At 63.4% G+C, this 20049-nt stretch carries 21 protein-coding genes; 13 read left to right on the top strand and 8 right to left on the bottom strand.

Annotation, left to right across the window (positions count from 1 at the left end):
• Window positions 1-209 precede the first annotated feature (209 nt).
• From OKC44_RS21020 to OKC44_RS21010, 3 genes are read right to left on the bottom strand one after another with little or no spacing between them, the layout of a single operon-like run.
• Entirely contained in the window at window positions 210-602 is a 393-nt protein-coding gene (locus tag OKC44_RS21020; RefSeq protein WP_016352231.1) for a DoxX family protein, read from the bottom strand.
• A 40-nt stretch (window positions 603-642) separates the two neighbouring features.
• A complete protein-coding gene (locus OKC44_RS21015) occupies window positions 643-1329 on the bottom strand; it encodes a pirin family protein (RefSeq protein ID WP_236766238.1) in 687 nt (228 codons plus the stop codon).
• 30 nt (window positions 1330-1359) lie between these two features.
• A complete protein-coding gene (locus tag OKC44_RS21010) occupies window positions 1360-1692 on the bottom strand; it encodes a hypothetical protein (RefSeq protein WP_011707661.1) in 333 nt (110 codons plus the stop codon).
• A 257-nt stretch (window positions 1693-1949) separates the two neighbouring features.
• Between OKC44_RS21010 and OKC44_RS21005 the strand changes: the two genes are divergently transcribed.
• Window positions 1950-2864 (top strand): LysR family transcriptional regulator, encoded by a 915-nt coding sequence (locus OKC44_RS21005; protein WP_270814923.1) that lies wholly within the window; start codon window positions 1950-1952, stop codon window positions 2862-2864.
• Window positions 2865-3316: 452 nt separating this feature from the next.
• Entirely contained in the window at window positions 3317-4081 is a 765-nt protein-coding gene (locus OKC44_RS21000) for a helix-turn-helix domain-containing protein (RefSeq protein ID WP_011707663.1), read from the top strand.
• A gap of 183 nt (window positions 4082-4264) precedes the next feature.
• On the opposite strand, the gene OKC44_RS20995 is transcribed toward OKC44_RS21000, so the two are convergent.
• Entirely contained in the window at window positions 4265-5077 is an 813-nt protein-coding gene (locus tag OKC44_RS20995) for a UTRA domain-containing protein (RefSeq protein WP_270814921.1), read from the bottom strand.
• Between the two features lie 212 nt (window positions 5078-5289).
• Here OKC44_RS20995 and OKC44_RS20990 point away from each other — a divergent pair, with 212 nt between their 5' ends.
• Genes OKC44_RS20990 through OKC44_RS20965 form a run of 6 tightly spaced genes read left to right on the top strand, consistent with a single transcriptional unit; the run spans window position 5290 to window position 10561 of the window.
• Window positions 5290-6336 carry an ABC transporter substrate-binding protein gene (locus OKC44_RS20990; RefSeq protein ID WP_017410788.1) on the top strand — a complete coding sequence of 349 codons (1047 nt, stop codon included), beginning with the start codon at window positions 5290-5292 and terminating at the stop codon, window positions 6334-6336.
• A 10-nt stretch (window positions 6337-6346) separates the two neighbouring features.
• Complete coding sequence (locus tag OKC44_RS20985) at window positions 6347-7180, top strand: alkaline phosphatase family protein (protein WP_270814919.1); 834 nt, start codon at window positions 6347-6349, stop codon at window positions 7178-7180.
• Window positions 7180-8079: an ABC transporter permease gene (locus OKC44_RS20980; RefSeq protein WP_270814917.1), complete on the top strand. Its 900-nt coding sequence runs from the start codon at window positions 7180-7182 to the stop codon at window positions 8077-8079. Before OKC44_RS20985 ends, OKC44_RS20980 begins: the two co-directional genes overlap by 1 nt.
• Window positions 8072-8848, top strand: coding sequence for an ABC transporter permease (locus OKC44_RS20975; RefSeq protein ID WP_270814913.1), 777 nt, complete (start codon window positions 8072-8074; stop codon window positions 8846-8848). Before OKC44_RS20980 ends, OKC44_RS20975 begins: the two co-directional genes overlap by 8 nt.
• Window positions 8849-8854: 6 nt before the next feature.
• Window positions 8855-9862, top strand: coding sequence for an ABC transporter ATP-binding protein (locus OKC44_RS20970; RefSeq protein ID WP_270814911.1), 1008 nt, complete (start codon window positions 8855-8857; stop codon window positions 9860-9862).
• Between the two features lie 39 nt (window positions 9863-9901).
• Window positions 9902-10561, top strand: coding sequence for an HAD family hydrolase (locus tag OKC44_RS20965; RefSeq protein WP_166464753.1), 660 nt, complete (start codon window positions 9902-9904; stop codon window positions 10559-10561).
• A gap of 15 nt (window positions 10562-10576) precedes the next feature.
• On the opposite strand, the gene OKC44_RS20960 is transcribed toward OKC44_RS20965, so the two are convergent.
• Entirely contained in the window at window positions 10577-12187 is a 1611-nt protein-coding gene (locus OKC44_RS20960; RefSeq protein WP_039215952.1) for a sensor domain-containing diguanylate cyclase, read from the bottom strand.
• A gap of 109 nt (window positions 12188-12296) precedes the next feature.
• Between OKC44_RS20960 and OKC44_RS20955 the strand changes: the two genes are divergently transcribed.
• Together OKC44_RS20955 and OKC44_RS20950 are read left to right on the top strand one after the other, a co-directional pair.
• Window positions 12297-12737, top strand: a complete 441-nt coding sequence (locus OKC44_RS20955; protein ID WP_011707672.1) for a DUF2214 family protein — start codon at window positions 12297-12299, stop codon at window positions 12735-12737.
• Window positions 12738-12885: 148 nt separating this feature from the next.
• Window positions 12886-13785 (top strand): DMT family transporter, encoded by a 900-nt coding sequence (locus OKC44_RS20950; protein ID WP_270814907.1) that lies wholly within the window; start codon window positions 12886-12888, stop codon window positions 13783-13785.
• A 192-nt stretch (window positions 13786-13977) separates the two neighbouring features.
• On the opposite strand, the gene OKC44_RS20945 is transcribed toward OKC44_RS20950, so the two are convergent.
• Together OKC44_RS20945 and OKC44_RS20940 are read right to left on the bottom strand one after the other, a co-directional pair.
• Window positions 13978-14835 carry an AraC family transcriptional regulator gene (locus tag OKC44_RS20945; protein ID WP_029305214.1) on the bottom strand — a complete coding sequence of 286 codons (858 nt, stop codon included), beginning with the start codon at window positions 14833-14835 and terminating at the stop codon, window positions 13978-13980.
• Window positions 14832-15317, bottom strand: a complete 486-nt coding sequence (locus OKC44_RS20940) for a GNAT family N-acetyltransferase (protein ID WP_270814904.1) — start codon at window positions 15315-15317, stop codon at window positions 14832-14834. The genes OKC44_RS20945 and OKC44_RS20940 overlap by 4 nt, the downstream gene beginning before the upstream one ends.
• 163 nt (window positions 15318-15480) lie before the next feature.
• Here OKC44_RS20940 and OKC44_RS20935 point away from each other — a divergent pair, with 163 nt between their 5' ends.
• Window positions 15481-16929 carry a catalase gene (locus tag OKC44_RS20935; protein ID WP_044800997.1) on the top strand — a complete coding sequence of 483 codons (1449 nt, stop codon included), beginning with the start codon at window positions 15481-15483 and terminating at the stop codon, window positions 16927-16929.
• Window positions 16930-17321: 392 nt separating this feature from the next.
• Here OKC44_RS20935 and OKC44_RS20930 read toward each other — a convergent pair whose 3' ends face one another.
• A complete protein-coding gene (locus OKC44_RS20930; RefSeq protein WP_270814902.1) occupies window positions 17322-17648 on the bottom strand; it encodes a YnjH family protein in 327 nt (108 codons plus the stop codon).
• Between the two features lie 215 nt (window positions 17649-17863).
• Between OKC44_RS20930 and OKC44_RS20925 the strand changes: the two genes are divergently transcribed.
• Complete coding sequence (locus OKC44_RS20925; protein WP_270814900.1) at window positions 17864-19102, top strand: hypothetical protein; 1239 nt, start codon at window positions 17864-17866, stop codon at window positions 19100-19102.
• Window positions 19103-19260: 158 nt separating this feature from the next.
• A complete protein-coding gene (locus OKC44_RS20920) occupies window positions 19261-20034 on the top strand; it encodes a substrate-binding periplasmic protein (RefSeq protein WP_135318829.1) in 774 nt (257 codons plus the stop codon).
• Window positions 20035-20049: the final 15 nt, after the last annotated feature.

The following is a 20049-nucleotide window of genomic DNA, read 5'->3' as shown; positions in this document are numbered from 1 at the left end:
GCAAAAGAGGGGTCAGCGCGGGAAAACCTCAAGGATCCCCGTCACTTCACAGGTATCGGGATTGTCGGGGATCAGGGGGGAAGATGCAAAAGGCGCTTGTTGTCGCCGATCACGTCGCCGTCATCTGCCGCAGGCAAATGTGACGGGCATAAAAAAGCCGGTGCAGTTGCACCGGCCAAAAGGCGTTGGAAAACTCGAACCTGCGGGGATTACCAGTTCTTGCCGAAGCGGGCATCCAGGCTGAAGGCCCCTGCACCGGCCGCCGCCAGGGCCAGGAAACCACCGGCCACGGAGACGTTCTTCATGAACATCAGCATCTGCATCTGGTCCGCAGGCTGATAGTGGAAAATAAAGGCGGCCATCAGGGTGAAACCGGCCATCAGCACGGAGAGGCTGCGGGTAAACAGGCCCAGCATGATGGCGAGGCCACCGCCCAGCTCCAGCAGGATCACCAGCGGCAGGATGAAACCGGGCACGCCCATGGCTTCCATATACCCCTGGGTACCGGCATAACCGCCGATCTTGCCCCAGCCTGCAATCACAAACATCAGAGCCAGCAGAACGCGACCCACCAGCAGTGCCAAATCTTTCATCTTGTCCATTTCAATATCCTCGTTTTGCGTCACATCACCGCTGACTGCTTCAGGGTAGGTCAAATAACAGGGCTTGGCTGGCACTCGCGGCCACCAGATCCCATTTGGGCTCATCACGACTGAGAACCCCGTCGCCGGGTTGGGCAGCCAGACCGTTGGCGGCAAGCTCCCCTGAAATCATCTGCAGGTAGCCGTGTCGGCCGGCCAGCTCCCAGGTGAGGCTCTCACCCGGTTCAAGCTGCAGTCGCCAGACGCGGGCCTGCTGGCGGATCCTGAAGGATCCTGCTTCGCCGTCCGGTGACGCCACCAGCGTCATGCCCGGATTGGCTTCAATCTTCTTCTGCTGATAGCCGGGTGTCGTGCCGTGTTCGTTCGGCTCGATCCAGATTTGCAGCAGGGAGAGCGGCTCGGTCTGCGAGGGGTTGTACTCGCTGTGCCGGATGCCGGACCCCGCACTCATCAGCTGGAAATCCCCCGCTGGGATCTGCTCGGCATGGCCGAGGCTGTCCTTGTGCTCTATGGTGCCTTGCAGCACGCAGGTCAGGATTTCCATGTTGGCGTGAGGGTGGGTCGCGAAACCGCCACCCGGCGCCACCAGATCCTGATTGATGACCCGCAGCACTGAATGCCCCATCCAGTCCGGGTCGTAGTAGTGCCCGAAGGAAAAGCTGTGGCGCGCATCCAGCCAGCCGAAGTTGGCCTTGCCGCGCGCTTCTGCGGCTCTCAATTTCATCATGGTGTGCTCCTCACGTACCGATACGGTTGATTAACGCTGCTTGCCGCTACCGATGCCGAACGGAATGCGGTAGTCGCTGCTCTGCTCACCCAGGCTCACGGTCAGGTTGCCCTGGGTGCGGCTCGGGATCTGTACCTGCTGGCTGCCCATCAGGTTGGCATGGACGGAGGCAACCAGGTCGCCAGACTCGTCACGCACTTCCAGCATGGGGTTGCCCTTGCCTTCCACCGCGGCGGTGGCGTGCCAGTTCACAAACAGCACGCCCGGGGCGGCGTTGAGGTCAGCCGGGACGGAAGCCTGGGCGAAACCTGCGGTCATCAGGCCTGCAACGGCCAGCATCTTGATTACGTTTTTCATGTTCATTCACTCTCTTGGTTTTATGTCATTGCCAAGGCCGCTGTGGCCAGAATCAATGCATCCATGCAAGAGGTCATTCAAATAGTGTGTTGTTCTTTCACCGAAGTCAGACTCCCTGATTGATGGAGTCACAGTCTGGAACTACCCGTTTATTTGGCTGCTTGGCGTTCCTGCCTAAGCGTTGATTGAATATTAAAGACACTTGGCCTAACTTGTTAGCGAGATAAACTGGCAAACATGTTCAAAAAAATTGAAGGCAATTTATGGCCAAGGAACTGAACAAGGAACGGGCCCTGACCCTGGAAGCCATCCGGGTGCTGGATGCCATCGACCGTCGTGGCAGCTTCGCGGCGGCGGCCGACGAACTGGGCAAGGTGCCCTCGGCGCTGAGCTACACGGTGCAGAAGCTGGAAGACGAGCTGGACGCCATGCTGTTCGACCGCAGCGGCCACAGAACCAAGTTCACCCCGGCGGGCCACATGCTACTGGAGCGGGGTCGGGTTCTGCTGGAGGCGGCCGAGCACCTGGTGGGCGAGACCCGGGCGCTGGCCCGCGGCTGGGAGACCGACATCACCATCGCCGTCGATGCCCTGGTGCCGCTGCAGGCCCTCTACCCGCTGGTGGAGCGGCTGGCCGAGCTGACCGATACCCGGCTCAGGCTGCGGGCCGAAGTGCTGGCGGGTAGCTGGGAGTGTCTGGAGGATGGCCGGGCCGACCTGCTCATCTCCTCCCTCAATCCCGACATCATGATGACCGGCATCAAGCACCAGCCGCTGCAGGAGGAGGTGATGCTCTACGTCGCCCACCCGGATCACCCCCTGCATCAGGAGCCCGAGCCCCTAGCGGACGATACCCTGCGCCGCTACCGGGCCATCGCGGTGGCCGACACGGCGCTGCGCAAGCCGGTGCTCACCTACCGCCTGCTCGACAAGCAGCCGCGCCTGACCGTCAGCACCATGGGCGAGAAGCGCGACGCCCTGCTGGCGGGGATCGGGGTCGGCACCATGCCGCTGAGCTGGATTGAAGAGGACATCAGGGCCGGACGGCTCAAGGTGATCAGCCCCGAGTATCGCCACCAGATCCAGGTCGTGCTGGCCTGGCGGCGCGACACCATGGGCAAGGCCAAGAGCTGGCTTATTCGGGAGATCCCCAAGCTGTTTCCCTGCAAGGGGGAGTAAGACGGGCGGCAACAATAAGAGGGGGCGCAAGCAGCGACAGCGGGCTGCCGGTGCCCCGCCGCTTGACGGCGGGCGCAAATTCGGAGAAAAGAAAAAAGCGGCCCTCTTGCGAGTTCCGCTCAATGCCAGGAAAGAATAAAAACCTTGCGGTTTAAAAAACCCTTAAATTGGAAGCAAACAATCGATTTCTCAACCAGGAAGGTCTTGAATCCGATTCGTGTTGAATTATGCGCGATGTTTTATGCGCCACCAGCAAAATGTTGAATGGTTGAAGGATATGCACCGCAGAGTATCACTATCTGCAACCTTCCACTCAGACTGGTCTGGCCATTTCCATCGATTACGCCGGGTTTGTTTCCTCTGGTTTTTTTAAGTGTCAGTATCTGAGCCCACAACGACAAAAGAACTCAGTTTCTGACACAACATAAAGATGCAGATAAAGGAATAGTTGCATGACCTACAGCCAGACCCTGGCCAACAATATTCTCGACACCCTGAAGAAGACCCTGACCGACAAGGGGATCCGCTATCAGACCCTGGCAGAAGCCATGGGCGTCTCCATCGCCACCGTCAAACGGATGATGAACAAGCCCTCCCTGCCGTTCGATACCCTGCTGGAGATCTGCCACCTGGTGGGGCTGTCGTTCGAGGAGCTGCTGGACCGCACCCAGGACGCTCAGAGCCGCCGCGCCGTCTTCACCCAGGAGCAGGACGAGGCATTCCACAAGGAGCCCGGTCTCTACGCCTTTCTCGCCAACATCTTCTGGCGCGACAAGACGTTAATCGATCTCAAGCGGGAGTACGGCCTGACCGATGCCTCCTGCTACCTCTATCTGCGCAAGCTGGAGAAGCTCGGCATCCTGCAGCTCGGCATCGACAACAGCTACCACTTCCTCATCAGCGAGCGGATCAGCTTCGAGCAGCACAGCCGCTTCGCCCGCCAGCAGGCGCGCCAGGCCATGTCCGTGCTGGGGGACTATCTGGTGGAGAACATGCACAAGTCCAACAACTACATGGCACTGTGCCAGCTCCACCTGGACGAGAGCGAGGCGATGGCGCTGATCGAGCGGATGAAGGAGTACTGGCACCAGGAGCTCAAGCTCAACCGCCCCGCCATCGGCCAGCGGGAGGGCAGCAAGACCTACACCATGTCGCTGCAGCTGGCCGACTGCGGCTACCAGAGCTTCGACGACCTGATCCCCAATATCGACAACTGATCCCGGCGGATCCTGCGGGATCCGCCCCCCTTTCCACGCAGGCGTGGCACGCCGAGGCTCGCTGGATCATCCCTTATCCGCGAGCTGGCTCTGCGCCGGCCTGTCGAATCCAGGCGGCAGCAATGCTCGCGTATCGAGACAGATGCGGATGGCCACTGTACCCGCCAGTGCTCTGGATATCCCCTAGTCGGCGAGCCGGGTTTGCTGCAGCTTGCCTGTGAGGGGCTGCAATGCCCGCGTATCGAGACAGATGCGGATCGCATCCGGTCGCCAGTGCTCGATATCGCAATCCACCAGTGCTCCTCGCTGGTCATAATTGACCCGCACCAGCCGCAGCACGGCGCTCCCCTCCGCCAGATTGAGGGCGCGGGCGATGGCGCCGCGCGCCGCCGAGGGGGTGATCTCGAGGCAGGCCCCACCCTGGCCTATGCCATAGCGCTGCTGATAGAGCTCGGTAAGGGAGCTGGCCAGCGGCGCGCTGGCGATATCGGGAAAGCGGCTGGCCAGCAGGTGATGGCTGACGTGGAGCACCGGGCGACCGTCGATGAGGCGCAGGCGGCGAATTTCATACAGCGGCGTAAAAGGATCCAGCCCCATCCTGCGGCACAGCTCACTGCTGGCCAGCTCGCTGCCGTGGGCCAGCACCCGGGTTTCGGCGGTGCGCTGCTGCTCGCCGATCCACTGGTGAAAGTGGGTGTGGATGGCGGGATCGTAGGTGAGTCTTGGCGGCGCCACGAACCAGCCACGGCGCTCGGCCCGGTAGATGAGGCCATCCGCCTCGAGGCTCGAAAGCGCCTCCTTGATGGTGATGCGGGTGGTGGCGAAGCGCTCGCTCAGGGCCCGTTCGGCGGGCAACTGCTGCCCCGCCCCCAGCTGGCCGCTGCCGATATAACGGCGCAGGATCTGGCAAATCTGTTCACACTTGGAGGCGCGGCCATCGGCCGCGACCCGCTCGCTCAATCTCGATTCAATCACGCTCATGTCCCTGTCGCTCATCCTGACTGCGGCGGCTGGCTTAGCCCTTGTTGGCTCAGCCCTTGCTGGAGTAGTCCAGCTTCACTTGGGTTCAGAGTTGTAACCGCTGTGGATGACAGCGCCATGACAGGGCGATTGTCATCAAACTGCCATCAAAGCGCCCCGCCACCGTCATATTTCCCCTCTAGCATCCCTCTCGAACCTTAACTGACCTAGTCCAGAGGGATGGGATGATGAAAAGCGTGATCGCAAGTGCACTGGCCCTGGTGGCCATCAGCCAACCACTGTTTGCAGCCGAGAACATCGCGGATCTCGAGAAGGCCGCTCGCGGTGAAGGCCAGCTCAGCAGCATCGGCATGCCCGACAGCTGGGCCAACTGGAAGGATACCTGGCAGCAGCTCGGCAGCATCTACGGCATCAAGCATCAGGATACCGACATGAGCTCGGCGCAGGAGATCGCCAAGTTCGCCGCCGAGAAGGCCAATGCCACCGCCGACATCGGCGACGTAGGCGGCGCCTTCGGCCCGGTGGCGGTCAAGCAGGGGGTCACCCAGCCCTACAAACCCTCCACCTGGGCCGACATTCCCAACTGGGCCAAGGATGCGGACGGTCACTGGATGCTGGCCTATACCGGCACCATCGCCTTCCTGATCAACAAGGATCTGGTCAAGGCGGCCCCCACCAGCTGGCAGTCCCTGCTGGGTGGCGACTACAAGGTGACCCTGGGTGACGTGGGTGTTGCCTCCCAGGCCAACAACGGCGTGCTGGCGGCGGCCTATGCCACCGGTGGCAGCGAGAAGAACCTCAAACCCGCGCTGGAGCTGTTCGGCCAGCTGGCCAAGCAGGGCCGTCTGTCGCTCAATGACCCCACCATCGCCAACATCGAGAAGGGCGAGGTGGAAGTGGGGGTGCTGTGGGACTTCAACGCCCTCAACTACCGCGACCAGATCGACCCCAAGAAGTTTGAAGTGGTGATCCCGAGCGACGGCTCCGTCATCGCCGGTTACACCACCATCATCAACAAGTGGGCCAAGAACCCCAACGCCGCCAAGCTGGCGCGGGAATACATCCTCTCCGACGCCGGCCAGATCAACCTGGCGCGCGGCTATGCCCGTCCCATTCGCAGCAACGTCACTCTGCCGGACGACGTCAAGGCCAAGCTGCTGCCGGCCGAGCAGTACGCCAATGCCAAGCCGGTACAGGATCACGCCGCCTGGGAGCAGAGCTCCAAGGCCCTGCCGCGCCAGTGGCAGGAAACCGTCATGATCAACATGCAATAAGGAGCGGCCAGTGCAACACAAGGTGATAGTGGTACTTGTGGATGGCCTCTCTGCCGAGGTAGCCCATTGCATGGGCTACCTCGCGGGCATGGTGGAGGCGGGCCAGGGGTTGCAGGCAACCCTGAGCTGCGCCCTCCCCTCCCTCTCCCGGCCCCTCTACGAGTGCATCCTTACCGGGACGACGCCAGTGGAGAGCGGCATCACCCACAACGGAGTGAGCCGTCTCAGCCGGCAGGAGTCCATCTTCCATCTGGCCCGGGCGGGCGGCAAACGCACTGCGGCGGCGGCCTACCACTGGGTGAGCGAGCTCTACAACCAGAGTCCCTGGCAAGCGGCCCGCGATCGCTTCACCCATGACGAGCGCCTGCCCATCCAGCACGGCTGCTTCTACTGGGATGACGGCTACCCCGACAGCCATCTGCTGATGGACGGCGAGTGGCTGCGCAGCCAGTACGACCCCGATTTTCTGCTGATCCACCCGATGGGGGTGGATGACGCCGGCCACCAGTTTGGTCTCGATTCCCGCCAGTACCGCAATCAGGCGCGCCGGATGGACAGCCTGCTGGCCGACCTGCTGCCTCAGTGGCTGGCGGAAGGGTATCAGGTGGTGATCACCTCGGATCACGGCATGAACAACGACTTGAGCCACGGCGGCACCCTGGCCGAGGAGCGCCGAGTACCGCTCTGGCTGTTTGGCGATGCGTTTGTGGCTCAGTGGCCCGCCGGCCCCGCCATACAGCAGACCCAGCTCTGCGCCCTGATGGCAGACCTGCTGGGGGTAACTCACGACAAGCCGAGCGGCCCGCCGCTGCTCAAGGCCGGCAACCTGCCGGAGGTGCACTGATGATGCCTGCCACCACCGAGATCCTGGCGGATCACCCCGCCATCACCCGGCGCCGGCCGCGCCGCCACTGGCTGCCGGCCCTGGTGCTGCTGCCGTTTGTCCTCTTGATGATCCTGTTCCAGCTCGCCCCCATGGTGTGGGTGCTGGTGGGCAGTTTCCAGACCCCGGATGGCTGGGGCATCGCCTACTACCGGGAGATTTTGAGCTCCCCCTTCTACCTGCAATCCTTCGGCAACTCCTTGCGCATCGCCGGTATCGCCAGTCTGGCAGGACTTGCCATCGGCACTCTGGGAGCCGCCGCGCTGCGCCACAGCGGCGAGCGGGTCAAGCGGGTGCTGCTGGCCTTCGTCACCATGACCGGCAACTTCAGCGGCGTGCCGCTGGCGTTCGCCTTCATCATCATTCTCGGCATCAATGGCGCGGTGACCCTGCTGCTCAAATCCTGGGGCCTCATCGACGGCTTCAACCTCTACTCGGGCAGCGGCCTCATCCTCATCTACACCTACTTCCAGATCCCGCTCGCCCTACTGCTGCTCTACCCGGCCTTCGATGCGCTGCAGGATGAGTGGCCGCAGGCGGCCGCGCTGCTCGGCGCGAGCAAGGGACAGTATGTGTGGCACGTGGCGCTGCCGGTGCTGACGCCTGCGCTGCTCGGCACCCTGATCATCCTGTTTGCCAACGCGGTGGGGGCCTATGCCTCCGCCTACGCCCTCACCACCGGCAACTTCAATCTGGTGACCATCCGGGTGGCCAGTCTGGTCTCCGGCGACATCTTCCTCGAGCCCAACATGGCGGCGGCGCTGGCGGTGATCCTGATGGTGCTGCTGGGGGTGGTGACGGCCGCCAACCAGTGGCTGCTGAAAAAGAGCTATGTGAACAAGGGGCAATCCCATGCATGATTTGACGCCGCGCTGGCCGCGCTGGGTGCTGAGTGGTCTGGTCGCCACCCTGCTGCTGCCGCTGCTGGCAACGTTCCTCTACTCCATCTCCACCCGCTGGGGGGCGACCCTGCTGCCGGACGGCTTCACCCTCGACTGGTATCTCAAACTGTGGGGCGACCCGCGCTTTCTGGCGGCGTTTGGCCGCAGCCTCCTGGTTTGTTTAGCCACCCTGCTGCTGGGGACCCTGGTGCTGGTGCCCACCGTGTTGGTGGTGGCCTACTACTTCCCCAAGCTGGATCCCTGGATGAACCTGCTGATCCTGCTCCCCTTCGCGGTGCCGCCGGTGGTCTCCTCGGTCGGGTTGCTGCAGATCTACGCCGATGGCGCCTTGCCCATCATCGGCACGCCGTGGATCCTGATCGGCACCTGGTTCACCGTGGTGCTCCCCTTCATGTACCGGGCGCTGGCCAACAGCCTGCAGGGGGTGCCGCTGAAAGATCTGATGGATGCTGCCCACCTGCTGGGGGCGAGCAGCGCCCGCGCCTTCCTGCTGGTGGTGATCCCCTGCCTGCGCAAGGGGCTGCTGGCGGCGCTGTTTCTCTCGCTCTCCTTCCTGCTCGGCGAGTTCGTGTTTGCCAACATGCTGGTGGGCACTCGCTACGAGACCCTGCAGGTCTACCTCTACAACATGCGGGCGACTTCGGGCCACTTCACCAGCGCGCTGGTGATGAGCTACTTCCTGCTGACCCTGCTGCTCACCTGGGCAGCCAACAGATTTCATCGGTGAATCAACATGTTCCATCTAGAAGTGAATCAACTGCACAAATCCTACGGCGACACCAAGGTGTTCGAGGGGATTGAATTCGGCATCCGCAAGGGGGAGCTGGTGACCCTGCTCGGCCCCTCCGGCTGCGGCAAGTCCACCCTGCTGCGGGCGCTGGCCGGGCTCACCCCGGTGGATGGCGGTCAGGTGCGGGTGGCCGGTGAAGACATCACCTGGCAGGAGCCCCAGAAGCGGGGCATCGGCATGGTGTTCCAGAGCTATGCGCTGTTCCCCAACATGACGGTGCGGGACAACGTCGCCTTCGGCCTCAAGATGAAGCCCCAGCCGGGACGGGATCTCGCCGCCAGCGTGCAGGAGGCGCTTGAGCTGGTGGAGCTGACCGGTTTCGAGCGCCGCTATCCGGCCGAACTCTCCGGCGGCCAGCGTCAGCGCGTCGCGCTGGCCCGGGCGTTGGTAGTGCAGCCGCGGATCCTGCTGCTGGACGAGCCGCTCTCGGCGCTGGATGCCCGTATCCGCCGCAGCCTGCGCCAGCAGATCCGCGAGATCCAGCAGCGCCTTGAGCTCACCACCATCTTCGTGACCCACGATCAGGAGGAGGCGCTGACCATGTCGGATCGGATCTTCCTTATGAACAAGGGAACCATCGTGCAGAGCGGCACGCCGGAGGAGATCTACACCCGTCCCGCCAGCGAGTTTGTGGCGAGCTTTATCGGCAACTACAACCTGCTCGATGGTGAGCAAGCCAGCTCCCTGTTCGGCCCCCGTGTTCAGGGCAAGCTGGCGCTGCGGCCGGAGTCCCTCTCCCTGCTGCCGGCCGGTGCCCGTAGCGATGAGCCTCACCTGCCGGGGGTCATCAGCGGGCAGCAACTGCTCGGCAACGTGATCCGCTATCAGGTGAGTTGCGCGGCGGGCCTGCTGACGGTGGACTGCCTCAACCGCTGTGCCGGCGATCTGCTGCCGGTGGGCAGCGCCGTGACCCTGGTGGTGGCCCGGGATCAGCTCTGTGAGGTAGCATGACACCGCATTTCATTTCCATTTTTACTGCGAGGAGCGCCCATGGCACTGGCACTGTTTGATCTGGACGAGACCCTGATTGCCGGGGATTCCGCCAGCCTCTGGCTGGCGTACATGGTGGCCGAGGAGCTGGCGCCGGCCAGCATGATCGCCGAAGAGCAGGCGATGATGTCCCTCTACCATCAGGGCAAGATGGACATGCACCAGTACATGGCCTTCACCCTGCAACCGCTGGCAGGCAAGACACGCCAGTGGCTCGACTCGCTCTGCGCCCGCTTTGCCGAGCAGGTACTGCGCGATCGTATCTATCCGGAGGGGTTGGCACGCATCGAGTGGCACCGCCAGCGCGGCGACGAGCTGGTACTCATCTCCGCCTCCGGCGAGCATCTGGTAGCCCCCATGGCGCAGATGCTGGGGATGGATCACTGCGTGGCTATCCTGCTCGACGAGGAAGCCGGCATGCTGACCGGCCAGACCCGCGGCACCCTCAGCTTTCGCGAGGGCAAGGTGGCCCGCATCAACCAGCTGTTTGCCGCCAGCGCCAACCCCTGGCGGGAGAGTCACGGCTACAGCGACTCCCACAACGATCTACCGCTGCTGCAGGCGGTGGCCCACCCCCACGCGGTCAACCCGGCGCCCGGTCTGCGTCAGATCGCCATCGAGCAGGCCTGGCCCACCCTCGACTGGCAGCTGGCCTCCTGAATGAAGAAGAGGCCCTCAGGCCTCTTCTTTGCTCAGCAGTGCATCGTCGGCAGGGGGTGCATCCTCCTGCCTCTTCGCCTCCGGCCTGCCCAGATAGATGCGGTTCTTGCCGTCGCGTTTGGCCCGGTACACCTCGGCATCGGCGATCTCCAGCAGCGTCTTGCCATCCATCCCCGCCTGACTGGCCACCAGCCCGCCGCTGAAGGTGATCCTGAGCTCGGGCTCGCGCCAGTCCAGTGACTCCACACCCTTGCGGAACTGCTCCAGCAGCATCTGGCAGAAGTGAATGTCCGGGTTGACCAGCAGCACCACCAGCTCCTCGCCACCGTAGCGGCAGACCCAGCCGTGATCCCCCAGCAGTCGCATGCCCAGCTTGGACACCCGCTTGAGCACCACGTCCCCGGTCTGATGACCGAAGGTGTCGTTGACCCGCTTGAAATCGTCCAGATCCACCATGGCCAGACAGAACGGCTGATGCTCGAACAGCAGACGATTGACGCGTTCGTCGAAGAAACGACGGTTGTAGAGGCCGGTCAGCTTGTCGAGGTTGGCCTGCTGGCGCGCCTCGTGATAATCCTTGCTCACCTCCGCCAGCTCGGCATAGACGTGCCTGAGCTCGCGCATCCCCCCCTGCGGCACGTCATCGGGCTGCATCCGGCTCGCCCGGATCATGCTGGAGATCTCGTCGAGCATGCGGCGAAAATAGCGGGACCAGACCAGCGCCAGCATCACGTAGAGCACGCAGGCCAGCGCCACCATCAGCTGCACGTTGAGGGAGACCCGCTCCACCACCGCCATCACGCTGGCCGCCGGCTGCACGCTGATCAGCACCCAGTTGCGCTCGGGCAGCTTGCTGTAGGCCACGAACTGGCTGGATGCCTTGTCCAGAAAGATGCCGTCCTCCTGGCTGAAGCGAGAGAGCCACTCGGGATGGGCCATGGGTTTGAGCAGCTGGGCGGTGTCCGGATGTGCCAGCACCTTGCCGGACTGGTTGACGACCATCTGGTAGCCGTCCCCCAGCTGGCGATTCAGCTGGGCGGAAAAGGGGGCCAGGATGGCATCCATCGCAAACACCCCGCGCACCTTGCCCTCCTTGTCGGTCAGGGCCCGCGCCAGGGCGATCACCAGATTGCCGTTGGTGTAGTCGTAATAGGGCTCTGTCCAGACCATCTTGCCCACGTGCTGGCTGGCCAGCTGATACCAGGGGCGAACCCTGGGATCGAAGTTGGCATCCGCCTGCCAGGCGGGGTAGATCAGCATCTGGCGTTCGGCAGTGCCTATGTAGATGTAGACCAGGTCGGCCATGACCCCCTTGTAGAGCTGCCACTCCTTCAGATAGGTCTCGGTGTTGTGCAGACGGGGGCCGCTGATGTCCGCCACCTGCACCTGGTCGTAAATGAGGGTGAACTGGCGTTCCATCTCGTGCAGATAGGGTTCGATGAAGACGTGACGCAGCTGGTGATTGGTGGCGAGCAGGCGCTGCTGCAGTTCGTTTTGCAGGCTGCGTTCCATGTGCAGGTAATAGATTCCCCCCAGCATCAATACCGGGATGAACAGCAGAAGCAGGCCCAGACGCATCCGGGCAACCAGGGACCAGGTTTTTTTGGAGACCGCTCGTTTATCCAATCCTGACTCCTGCTATTGCCAGACAACGCGTAGTGTCAGAATATCAGCAGCGCGAGATGGCGTCCAAAAGGAAGCTGTTCATCTGCTCAATTAGAGGTAATCGACAAGGATGCTGAACCCGGATCTGTTGATGGCGCTGCACTACTGCGCCGTGATCACCCTGACCGGAGCGATCACCTCCGAATATTTTCTGTTCCGTCGCGGCATGTCCATCGAGCAGGTGCGCAAGCTGCTGCTGGCCGACGGCCTGGCGGCGCTGGCCCTGCTGCTCATCTTCATCACCGGGGTGTTGCAGGTGCTTGCCCACCCCGACGAGCCCTCCGTGCTGCTCGCCAATCCGGGCTACCGCACCAAGCTGCTGCTGTTCTGCGTGATGGCCATCAGCTTTGGCTATCCCAGCCGTCTCTTCTACCGCTGGCGCCGCTCCCTGCGCCAGGGGCGCGCCCCCATGGTCTCCATCCAGCAGCAGTTCTGGGTGATCTGGATCCTGCGCGGCAACTTGCTGCTGCTCGCCCTCATCCCCCTGCTGGCCGGCATCGCCAACGGTTGAGCCGCACGAGCTGCGGCAAGGCCGTGGGATAACCGCTCACACTGCCAACCTCATCGACAGCTAAAGACAAATCCCCCCGCGCACGGTTATCTTGGAGGCTGGAGTGTTGCGGCACGGCCCTGCCCGTCCGTCTTTCAGGGATGAATCTATGCGTTCGAACATGATGTTATTGATGGCCGCCGCCATCTGGGGACTGGGCTTCGTGGCCCAGCGACTCGGGATGGACCACATGGGGCCTTACACCTTCAACGGCCTGCGCTTTCTGCTGGGGGCCGCCTCTCTGCTGCCGCTACTGTGGTGGCTCAAGTCTCGGCAACCCAGTGCCCAGCACGGTGATCGGCGTCTGCTGCTGACCGGCGGCCTCATCGCCGGTACCGTGCTGTTCAGCGCTGCCTCGCTGCAACAGGTGGGGCTGCTCTACACCACGGCAGCCAAGGCGGGTTTCATCACCGGTCTCTACATCATACTGGTGCCGGTGATAGGGCTCGCCCTGCGCCACAAGACGGGGGCCAACACCTGGGTTGGCGCCCTCATCGCCATGGTAGGGCTCTACTACCTCAGCGTCACCGAGGATTTCAGCATCGGCTACGGCGACCTGCTGCAGGTGGTGGGTGCCCTGTTCTGGGCCGTACACCTGCTGGTGCTGGATCACTACTCGAGTCGGGTCGCCCCCATTCGCCTCGCTGGTGTTCAGTTCGTGGTGTGCGGCCTGCTCAGTCTGGGCACGGCGCTGGTCATCGAGACCCCCAGTCTGAGCGGCGCGGTGGCAGGCTGGCAGGCCCTGCTCTATGCCGGCCTGGTATCGGTCGGGGTAGGCTACACCCTGCAGGTAGTGGGGCAGCGCGGCGCCCATCCGGCCCATGCCGCCATCATCCTCAGCCTGGAAACGGTGTTCGCCGCCATCGGTGGCGTGCTGTTGCTGGGAGAAACCCTCGACGAACGTGCCATGGTCGGCTGCGTCCTGATGCTGGCAGGCATGCTGATTTCCCAGATCCGCCTGCGCTGGTGGTGGAAATCCCGGCGGGACAAGGTGCCCAGCCAACCCTAGCCGAGTGGGCCATCTTCGGCCTATCGTCTGATGCTGGCCCATATTCCTGATCTCCCAGATCCGCCTGCGCTGGTGGTGGAAGTCCCGGCGGGACAAGGTGCCGAGCCAGCCCTGATGTGGCAGGCATGCCGGAACGCCAGTCACCCCAAACAAAACGAGGCGCCCAGGGCGCCTCGTTTTATGGCCGCACGCCTAGCGCACGCTGGAGCAGAAGCTCACGTCGTCGCGCAGGGGATCGTTGCTCACGCTGTGGTAGAGCTCGAAGCAGGGGCCGCTGCCGAACTCCAGCCCGGCCGCGACTATGTCACCCACATGCTCCTGCCAGCGCGGTCCGTACTGGTTGCGGTCGGTGATAAGGTAACGGGACTGGGCATAACGGCCAGCCGGAATGAGCTGGGTCTCCACCTCTCCCTCACCCCGGGTCTGAGGCGGCACAGTGATGCCGATGTCGGTGCGGCACTGGGCCGGCGGCGTCACCTCCGGGTTGTCGTGGTAGATGAAGATCCACTCCCCGCCCTCCAGCCCGCGCGCAGCGGCCCACTGGTGCAGGCGGCCGCAGACGGCATCATAACCCTCGCCATAGGGACCGGTGACCCGAATATAGGCCAAAGTGCGGGCGTCCATCTCGACAGTTTTCATGGTGTTGCTCCTTGCTGATGAGTGGCCTTCAGCATAAGGGGACGGGCCATCCCATGCGTGTCCATCCTTGCTCTCCAGGTGTCCATTCTTGCTCTTGTCACTGCGAAACGCGCCCGGTGTGCAGCCATAGTAGCGACGAAAGGCCTTGGCAAACGCCTGGGAGCTGCCTAGCCCCGCCCCCAGCGCGATGGCGGTGATGCTGGCATCGGTGTAGCAGAGCTGCCAGGCGGCCCGCTGCATGCGCAAGCGCCGGCACATCTCCCCCGGCGCCTCGCCCGCCACGGCGGTGAACACCCGGTGAAAATGGTAGAGGGAGAGACAGGCCCGCTCCGCCAGCGCCTCGATGGAGAGATCCGGATCCTGCTCCAGCGCCCGCAGCACCGGGATGAGCCGGCGGCGGTAGTCGATCATGGCCGGATCCTCGCCATGTAGAGGGCATCCACGTACTCACCCTGGCGGAAGGCGTAGCCACGGGCCAGTCCCTCCTCGACGAAACCGAACTTGCGATAGAGCGCCAGCGCCCCCTGATTGTCGGTGTAGACGGTGAGCTCGATACGTTGCAGGTTGAGCCAGTTGTCGGCCATCTCCAGCGCGGCCCCCAGCAGGGCGGATCCCACTCCCTTGCCGGCCCAGTCATCCCGCACCCCCATGCCGATACAGGCTACGTGCTTGCGCCTGGGATTGGGCTCCATATGCAGCGAGAGCTGGCCCACCAGCAGGCCGTCGACCTCGGCCACCAGCGCCACCACGCTGCCGCTCTCCAGCCGCTTCTGCCAGACGCCCAGGGTCGGATAGGGCAGTTGCAGGGTGCCCGCCTGGGCGTTGGGCATGGCATAGAGATCCCGCAAGGCGGGGGCATCAGCCGGTTCGGCGTGACGAATGGTGATCTGCATCTGAGGCTCCTTCTCGAAAACCTCATCATGCAGCATCAGAAGGGTCCGGTCATCCCCCCAGCCCCACCCATTTGTGATGCCTATCAAAGGGCGAGGGAGGGCCCATTGGTTCCCTGGTTTTTCCTTGTTATAGACTCAAGGCTCACCAACAAGGAGAAGCACCATGAACGACAAGACCCTGCACAGTGCCAATGGCGCCCCCGTTGTCGACAACAACAACAGCCTCACTGCCGGCCCCCGCGGCCCGGTGCTGATGCAAGACATCTGGTTGATGGAAAAGTTGGCTCACTTCGATCGGGAACGGATCCCGGAGCGGGTGGTTCACGCTAAAGGCTCGGGCGCCTACGGCACCTTTACCGTGACCCATGACATCAGTGCCTTCAGCAAGGCCGACCTGTTCAATGCCGTCGGCAAGCAGACCCCGGTGTTCCTGCGCTTCTCCACCGTGGCCGGTGAGAAGGGCGCCGCCGACGCCGAGCGCGACGTGCGCGGCTTCGCCCTCAAGTTCTACACCGAGCAGGGCAACTGGGACCTGGTGGGCAACAACACCCCGGTGTTCTTCATTCGCGATCCGCTGAAGTTCCCCGATTTCATCCACACCCAGAAGCGGGATCCGCGCACCAACCTGCGCAGTGCCACCGCCGCCTGGGACTTCTGGTCCCGCCATCCCGAGTCCCTGCATCAGGTCACCATACTGTTCAGCGATCGCGGCATCCCCAAGAGCCTGCGCGAGATGAACGGCTACGGCAGCCACACCTTCAGCTTCATCAACGACGCCAACGAGCGCTTCTGGGTCAAGTTCCACTTCAAGACCGAGCAGGGTCACAGCTTCTACACCGATGAAGAGGCTGCCACCGCCGTCGGCCAGGATCGGGAGACCAGTCAGGCCGATCTGTTCAACGCCATCGAACGGGGCGACTTCCCGCGCTGGAAGGTCTATGTGCAGGTGATGCCGGAGGCCGAAGCCCAGACCTACCAGATCCACCCGTTCGACCTCACCAAGGTGTGGCCGCACAGCGACTACCCGCTGATCCCGGTCGGCGTGCTGGAGCTCAACCAGAACCCGGACAACTACTTCGCCCACGTGGAGCAGGCCGCCTTCACCCCGGCCAACGTGGTGCCCGGCATCGGCTTCTCGCCGGATCGCATGCTGCAGGGCCGGCTCTTCTCCTACGGTGACACCCAGCGCTATCGCCTCGGCGTCAACCACGGCCTGCTGCCGGTCAACGCCCCGCGCTGTCCGTTCCACCACGGTGCCCACCGCGACGGCGCCATGCGGGCCGACAGCAACGGCGGCGCCAGCCCCAACTACCAGCCGAACCGCTTCGGCACCCAGCAGCCGAGCGAGCAGCACGAGCCGGCGCTGAGTCTGGAAGGGGCCGCCCTGCACTACGATTTTCGCGACTACGACAGCGACTACTACAGCCAGCCGGGCAACCTGTTCCGGATCATGGACGAGGGGCAGCGCTCGCGCCTCGCCGCCAACCTGGCGCGTTCCCTGATCAACGTGGAGGATGACGCCATCGTCGCGGCCCAGCTCAAGCACTTCGAGCAGGCTGACCCCGAGTACGCCAAGCGGGTCGAGCTGGCGCTGGCCGCCCTGCAGCGTTAAGTCGCAGGCAGCCAACATCTGCAAAAGCAAAACGGGGGCCTGCTGGCCCCCGTTCTCGTCATGACGGTATGTGATAGATAAAAAACGGAGCCCTGGGCTCCGTTTTCACTGCGGTATCCATCCCGGACGCAGCGCCGCCGTGCTCCATCTGCGGTGATGAATAAAAAACAGAGCCCAAGGCTCTGTTTTCACTGCTGTATCAATCCCGGACGGAACGCGCTTCGCGCTCTTCCCGCTCCCTTGCCAACAGGCGTTTGTACCACCAGCTACTGCGACGACGTTGTGCATTGGAAGAGCGACGAGCCATTTCTTAGGTTCCAGCCAAGAGAGGAAAAGAGCCGCATTATGCGATAGAGGTCACGTCCATGTCTTTAGCTGGCTCAAGAAAACCCTCACTGACCGACGCTGATGGTGCCGCTCTTCGTCACCTTTCCGGCCGCATCCGACGCCCTTTGCGGCTCGCGCCAGGCCAGTGGCCCGTTGCTCTCCAGCTCGTTTTGCGGGGCGCACTCCAGCCAGCTGTCGCCCTGCTGGATCCTGGCACCCAGCGAATATCTCTGATCCTGATACCAGCAGACTCGCTCCGGCAGCGAGCCCAGCGGCAGCACCAGTTCGGCCCCCACTTCCGCCCGCTTCGGCTCTGCCGCCACGCCAGTGCCGGTCGCCCCGCCCAGCAGGGCTAGCAACAGCCAGCCACCTACCCTCTTGCCCAGATACATGATGTCTCTCCTTGCTCGATAGAAGGTTCAGGCGACCGGAAACGACACAAACTTGATTAATAAGCAGCGCCCTCGCTGGCATTCCCAAGCCAATATGATAGCCTGCCAGCGCCTGCTCATGCCCGTCAAAACAGGTGCAGGAAAACCCCGGTGGATTTGTCGGTTCTCGACGAATATAACCTTATTAATCAAATCGTTATTTGGATATTATCCCAATGCGTATCATGCCGTTGCTCCAGGCGGCCTGCCTGAGCCTGATGTTGTCCGCCTGCGTCGCCCCCCTGTTGATGATGAGCCCCACCAGCCAGCTGATGTGGGCCCTGCTCAAACCCCTGGTCGGCTTCGACCCCAATGAAGCCAACCTGTTTGAACAGCCGCTGATCAAGGACCGGATGACCAGCATCCTCGGCCCCAATTACGACAGCACCATGCAGTTGCTCAAGACCGCCAACGAGCTGCAGCAGGAGGGGCCGCTGTTCTACGTGGTTTCCCGCTACGCCCCCGTGCCGGACGTCGCCAAGCAGGCCGGCATGGTGTGGAACTCACAGACCAACCAGATGTCCGTCATGCTGCTCAAGGGGGACGGTACACCCCAGGTATTTGGCGAGAACCTGGCGGCCGGCGCCCCGAGCTGGCCAACCGAGATGCAGAACTGGCAGACGCAGGGCAATCCGGCGACCAGCGCGCTCACCGGCGCCACCAACAGTCTGACTGGCTCGGCGACCAAGAGCCTGACTGGCGCCGCCACCACCAGCTCGGTATTTGGCAGCGTGCTGGGTTCCCTGCAGCAGGGCGCCAGCAAGACCATGGCTGACACCACCAAACAGGTCGTGAACGGCGCCGCTACCTCGGCCCAGCAACAAGCCGGCAAGGCGGCCAGCAGCGCCACTGCTACCGTGCAGCAACAGGCCACCAAGGCCGTGGCCGAGCCCGCCAAGCAGGCGGTCAGCAGCGCCACTGCCACCGTGCAGCAGCAGGCCACCAAGGCCGTGACCGAGCCCGCCAAGCAGGCGGTCAGCAGCGCCACTGCCACCGTGCAGCAGCAGGCCACCAAGGCCGTGACCGAGCCTGCCAAGCAGGCGGCCAGCAGCGCCACTGATACCGTGCAGCAGCAGGCCACCAAGGCCGTGACCGAACCGGCCAAGCAGGCGGTCAGCAGCGCCACTGCCACCGTGCAGCAGCAGGCCACCAAGGCCGTGGCCGAGCCCGCCAAGCAGGCAGTCAGCAGCGCCACTGCCACCGTACAGCAGCAGACTACCAAGGCCGTGACCGAGCCGGCCAAGCAAGCGGTCAGCAGTGCCACTGCCACCGTGCAACAGCAGGCCACCAAGGCCGTGACCGAGCCGGCCAAGCAGGCGGTCAGCAGCGCCACTGCCACCGCAACGGATGCGGCCGCCAAGGCCGAGGCCGCGCGCGCCGCTGCCGAAGCCGAGATGGAAGCCCTGCTCAAGTAAGCCCTTCACCAGGCCATCGCAAGATGGCCTGGCTGTTTTCCGCCCTCTCGCTCCCCACCACAACCTCTCGCCATCCAAGCTACCGGGCGCGGGAAATCATGAACTTCTCGACATAGCCCCCTAAACTGGAAGGACGATTTGTTGCAAGGAGTGCTGCCATGTCGCGTCTGCTCAGCCTGATGATCTGCTGCTGTCTTGGCACAGCCCTGCCCGCCTCGGCGTTCACCTATTACTCCGAGCAGAACATGCCGTTCAACGGCCAGGATGAGCAGGGCAACAGCACCGGCCTGGCGGTGGAGCTGCTGAGACTGATGTGGCAGGAGATGGGCGAGCCGGAGCAGCCCATCCACTTCATGCCCTGGGCCAAGGCCTGGTACCTGCTGACCCAGCAGCCGGACGCCGTGCTGTTCACCACAGCCCACACCCAGGCGCGGGATCCGCACTTTCTCTGGGTCTGCCCCATCAGTCACTCGCGGGTCTCGCTGGTAGGGCGCAAGCGGGATGCCCCCAAGGTGACCGGCAAGGCGGATCTGACCAAGCTGCAGATCGGGGTCATGCAGGCGGACGTGGGGGAGCAGCTGCTGCTCAACCGGGGCATCAGCCCCGCCAACCTGATGTCGGTGGAGCGCATGGATCAGGTGGTGCGCCAGCTCATCATGGCCCGCACCGATCTGGTGGCCGGCAACGAAGTCATGCTGTTCCACCAGGCAAGGCAGCTCGGTTTTTCGCCCGATACCTTCGTCACCGTCGCCACCCTGGCGGATCAGGACAACTGCTTCGCCTTCAACCCGGCGGCGGACAAACAGCAGGTCGCCCGCCTGCAGCAGGCGCTCGACAAGGTCAGACAGGGGGAGGCCTTCAAGCGGCTCATCGCCCGCTATCAGGATGTGGTGCAGTCACCGCCGGCGGATCACCTGCCCACGATCGAATAAACCCAAGATGCAAAC

Source organism: Aeromonas sp. S41-2 (assembly GCF_027705845.1).
Classification (GTDB): Bacteria; Pseudomonadota; Gammaproteobacteria; order Enterobacterales; family Aeromonadaceae; genus Aeromonas; species Aeromonas hydrophila.
Note: the sequence above shows the minus strand (reverse complement) of the source record. Positions and strands in the feature narration are given on the sequence as shown.

Coding starts and splice junctions, on each gene's coding strand:
- OKC44_RS21020 (WP_016352231.1), bottom strand. CDS start 602: ATGGACAAGATGAAAGATTTGGCACTGCTGGTGGGTCGCGTTCTGCTG.
- OKC44_RS21015 (WP_236766238.1), bottom strand. CDS start 1,329: ATGATGAAATTGAGAGCCGCAGAAGCGCGCGGCAAGGCCAACTTCGGC.
- OKC44_RS21010 (WP_011707661.1), bottom strand. CDS start 1,692: ATGAACATGAAAAACGTAATCAAGATGCTGGCCGTTGCAGGCCTGATG.
- OKC44_RS21005 (WP_270814923.1), top strand. CDS start 1,950: ATGGCCAAGGAACTGAACAAGGAACGGGCCCTGACCCTGGAAGCCATC.
- OKC44_RS21000 (WP_011707663.1), top strand. CDS start 3,317: ATGACCTACAGCCAGACCCTGGCCAACAATATTCTCGACACCCTGAAG.
- OKC44_RS20995 (WP_270814921.1), bottom strand. CDS start 5,077: ATGAGCGACAGGGACATGAGCGTGATTGAATCGAGATTGAGCGAGCGG.
- OKC44_RS20990 (WP_017410788.1), top strand. CDS start 5,290: ATGAAAAGCGTGATCGCAAGTGCACTGGCCCTGGTGGCCATCAGCCAA.
- OKC44_RS20980 (WP_270814917.1), top strand. CDS start 7,180: ATGATGCCTGCCACCACCGAGATCCTGGCGGATCACCCCGCCATCACC.
- OKC44_RS20975 (WP_270814913.1), top strand. CDS start 8,072: ATGCATGATTTGACGCCGCGCTGGCCGCGCTGGGTGCTGAGTGGTCTG.
- OKC44_RS20970 (WP_270814911.1), top strand. CDS start 8,855: ATGTTCCATCTAGAAGTGAATCAACTGCACAAATCCTACGGCGACACC.
- OKC44_RS20965 (WP_166464753.1), top strand. CDS start 9,902: ATGGCACTGGCACTGTTTGATCTGGACGAGACCCTGATTGCCGGGGAT.
- OKC44_RS20955 (WP_011707672.1), top strand. CDS start 12,297: ATGCTGAACCCGGATCTGTTGATGGCGCTGCACTACTGCGCCGTGATC.
- OKC44_RS20950 (WP_270814907.1), top strand. CDS start 12,886: ATGCGTTCGAACATGATGTTATTGATGGCCGCCGCCATCTGGGGACTG.
- OKC44_RS20945 (WP_029305214.1), bottom strand. CDS start 14,835: ATGATCGACTACCGCCGCCGGCTCATCCCGGTGCTGCGGGCGCTGGAG.
- OKC44_RS20940 (WP_270814904.1), bottom strand. CDS start 15,317: ATGCAGATCACCATTCGTCACGCCGAACCGGCTGATGCCCCCGCCTTG.
- OKC44_RS20935 (WP_044800997.1), top strand. CDS start 15,481: ATGAACGACAAGACCCTGCACAGTGCCAATGGCGCCCCCGTTGTCGAC.
- OKC44_RS20930 (WP_270814902.1), bottom strand. CDS start 17,648: ATGTATCTGGGCAAGAGGGTAGGTGGCTGGCTGTTGCTAGCCCTGCTG.
- OKC44_RS20925 (WP_270814900.1), top strand. CDS start 17,864: ATGCGTATCATGCCGTTGCTCCAGGCGGCCTGCCTGAGCCTGATGTTG.
- OKC44_RS20920 (WP_135318829.1), top strand. CDS start 19,261: ATGTCGCGTCTGCTCAGCCTGATGATCTGCTGCTGTCTTGGCACAGCC.